4 protein-coding genes are annotated in these 2,831 nt (G+C 67.1%); 3 read left to right on the forward strand and 1 reads right to left on the reverse strand.

Annotation, left to right across the window (positions count from 1 at the left end; genetic code table 11):
• Positions 1-208, reverse strand: a 208-nt coding sequence (locus tag ACFU8Q_RS40735) for a hypothetical protein (protein WP_384465039.1), incomplete at its 3' end; no start/stop codon positions are given.
• A 162-nt stretch (positions 209-370) separates the two neighbouring features.
• Here ACFU8Q_RS40735 and ACFU8Q_RS40740 point away from each other — a divergent pair.
• From ACFU8Q_RS40740 to ACFU8Q_RS40750, 3 genes are all read left to right on the forward strand, one after another.
• Positions 371-877, forward strand: a complete 507-nt coding sequence (locus ACFU8Q_RS40740) for a hypothetical protein (protein ID WP_384465042.1) — start codon at positions 371-373, stop codon at positions 875-877.
• Between the two features lie 562 nt (positions 878-1,439).
• On the forward strand, positions 1,440-2,255 hold the full coding sequence (locus ACFU8Q_RS40745) for a hypothetical protein (protein ID WP_384465045.1): 816 nt from the start codon (positions 1,440-1,442) through the stop codon (positions 2,253-2,255).
• 16 nt (positions 2,256-2,271) lie between these two features.
• Positions 2,272-2,688: a hypothetical protein gene (locus ACFU8Q_RS40750; protein WP_384465048.1), complete on the forward strand. Its 417-nt coding sequence runs from the start codon at positions 2,272-2,274 to the stop codon at positions 2,686-2,688.
• Positions 2,689-2,831: the final 143 nt, after the last annotated feature.

Raw genomic sequence — 2,831 nt, forward strand, 5'->3', positions numbered from 1 at the left:
CGCCGCGGCTGTCGGCGTCGAAAAGGTCCCTCAGCCGTTGGAACCGACGTTCGGCGATGGCGGTGGTGAGGAGACGGGCCCAGGAGGGGGCGTGATCCATGTAGCCCTGGGTCCAGCGATTGGCCAGGGCTCGGGTGGCTGCGTCGGGCAGGACGCGACGCTGGAACGCCTCCGCGTCGACCGCCAACTCGAAGAGGCACTGACCCACGGGCCCGACCCGCTCCACCTCGCTGAGGTGTTTGGGCTCGACAGAAGACCGCGATGCGCTACGCGGACTCCGCACGCGCCCTGCTGGAACAGGCCGCTGAACAGCACCCTCGATGAAACCGGCTCGACCGCGACGCACCATGAAGGGAATCATGGACGAGTGATGTCGACCGAAGCAGCAGCACTCGCCCTACAAGACCATGCTGTCCTCTGGAGTATGGGCGAGATCCGTGCGACCGATGTCGTCGCTGGCGCCTGTAATGCGCTCGTCGCCGGCCTCGACAGTCCCGCCCTGCGGATGCTGGCCGCGTGCACACGCGCGGAGGCGGATTACGACGTCCCTGATCTCCTTCCCCCAGCACTCGACGAACTGGGCCTCACCTTCTACTCAGTGGGCAGCCTTGCCGGACAGGAAGCCGCCGCACGAGCACTTGCCGCCCGAATGCTGGCCGGCGAGTTGACGCCACGCGAGCTGGTTTTCCGGATCCACCAGCGCTTCGGGCACGAACTGCCCTTGGCCGAACGACTCGCCAACCTGGACGACGAGTACGACATCCTTGAGTACGGCGACAGCACACCGACACAGGTCGACGCTGACGTTCTGGCCGAAGCTCTTCGGCTCACACAGCATCCTCGTGTTACACCCGAACCCACGGATCCACTGGCCTGAAGCACGTCGGTGGACCCTTGGGTTCGCACTGAAGAGACCTCGGTTTCCGTGAACCCACGGGGCTCTTCGGGTAGTTGCGGTGCAGAAAGTGTCGATGAGATTGATCACGGTTCGGCTGTAACCACCCGGAGGGCGGACGCCTGATTCCGGGAAAGTGTCAGAGGTGTACTGCCGTGGACGTGACCGGGCGGCGGAGTACATCGGTGGAACTCGTGAGACCTGCCGGGGCCTCTCCGCCCGCTCTGCGAGCTGCTCTGCGCGGCCGCCGAGAAGTTCGGCGGCACGCCGCACCTCCCACCACGCGCCACCCTTCACGTCGGTCGGCTTCTACGCCCGGCGCAGGGCCTGGATCGAAAGCTGAGGCATTGCTACCGCAGGCCGTACAGCTCGGTGTTCCTGGCCTTTGCGCCTGCCCTTGGAGATGGCCTGTGGGCCAATGCCGCGAATGGGACGATGAGTTGAGATGAAGGGGTGGGGGTTCGTGCGGGGTGACAGGCGGCAGATTCAGACTGCGGTGATGGGAAGTGCAGACTCGGAGGAGCCGTTGATGCTTCCGCTGGAGGTGATCGAGCTGGACGCCTTCCGCCAGCGGCATGGTGACGACACATTCTGGTGCGGGCTGCTGCTCGGTGGTTGCGGTGGTCAGCTGACGACGAAGCTCTACACCGACCGCGTGTGCCACTTCGCTTACCACCCGGGCCCGGACGGGCTGTCTCATGTCTGTGGGCGGCGTGCCCGGGGCGTTGCCAGCGCCGACCACTTGTACGTGAAGTCCGCGGCCGCGGCCTGGCTCCGGGGCCGCGGTGATCAGGCCGACTTCGACTTCGCCCGGCCCCATGGCGCGGCGATCGGCTCGGTGGTCGACATCCGGTTCAAGGCACGTGGGCTGCGCGTGCACCTGGACCAGGCGGTGGAGCCCACGTGGGATGAGGATGGCCTGGAGCCGGTGCTCGGGGCGTCGGTGCCGGTGGACCAGGAAACGTTGATCCGCCGCTGGTATGTCCACCGCATCCGGCTGGAGAGCGAGGGCACTGCCCGCCGGGTCCGCGTCGGCACCGAGGCGTTCGCGCGGCCGACCGAGTGGTTCGGTCTGGACGGGTGCGAGATGACGGAGCGGGAGCTGTCGATGCCGGCGGTTGAGAAGATCGTTCAGGCCCGCAACGCGCCGCGTCCGTCGCTGTGGTCGCCCGGCAAGTCGAGGAAGGTGCCGGAGTCGGAGGCGCGCGCCCAGGCCCTGCTGCGTCGGCTGGTGTATGCGCGTCGGATCGAGTCCGTGTCCTTGGCGAAGCAGGTGTGCGAGGAGATCGAGGGTCTGGCCGGTCGAGCAGAACGAGGAGCGCCGCAGGCTGTTCGACAACCTGAAGAGGGCGGTAGCTGAGCAGCGCCCTGGGCGGGTGCGCAGGCTTCTGATTCGCGTCAACGCCACTGCTGCGGAGGATCGCACGGAGGCCGAGTCCGCCGTCTACGAGCGGGCGATCAAGTACTTCGAGAGCCTTCACGACCTCACGCGGGACGCGGTCGAAGCGGAAGCTGCCACTGAGAAGGAAGCAAAAAAGGCTGCCGCTCGCGTCCGCAGCGCCCTCCATCGCCTTTGCGGGTACGACGCGTACACGTTCGATCTGCGCCCTCAGGTGGAGGAGCTCTTGCGGTCCGCGGCCTTGGCCGGAGAACTGCTGAAGCGTGGTGAAGCGCGTCGTGTGGAGGTCTGGAAGAAGCGGGCGGCACTGGGGCCGCAGGAGCAGCTGCGCGTGGCGTTTTTCGAGCCCCACAGCATCCGCTGGGGCGGACGCCCGCTTACGACGGCAGCCTGACCAAACGTTCCGGGCGGTCAGACCACCAGCGCCGCGTGCAGCGCACTGCTCGCGGCGGATGGTGCTGATCACGCGTTCGCAATGCGCGTTCATGCGCGGTGCCCGGGGCGCGCTGAGCAGCACCTGAGTGTCCTCGGCGGTGA

This window comes from Streptomyces sp. NPDC057543 (assembly GCF_042801895.1).
Taxonomy (GTDB): Bacteria; Actinomycetota; Actinomycetes; order Streptomycetales; family Streptomycetaceae; genus Streptomyces.

Bases quoted from the DNA above. Each gene is read 5' to 3' on its own strand.
- ACFU8Q_RS40740 (WP_384465042.1), top strand. From the start codon at position 371: ATGTCGACCGAAGCAGCAGCACTCGCCCTACAAGACCATGCTGTCCTC.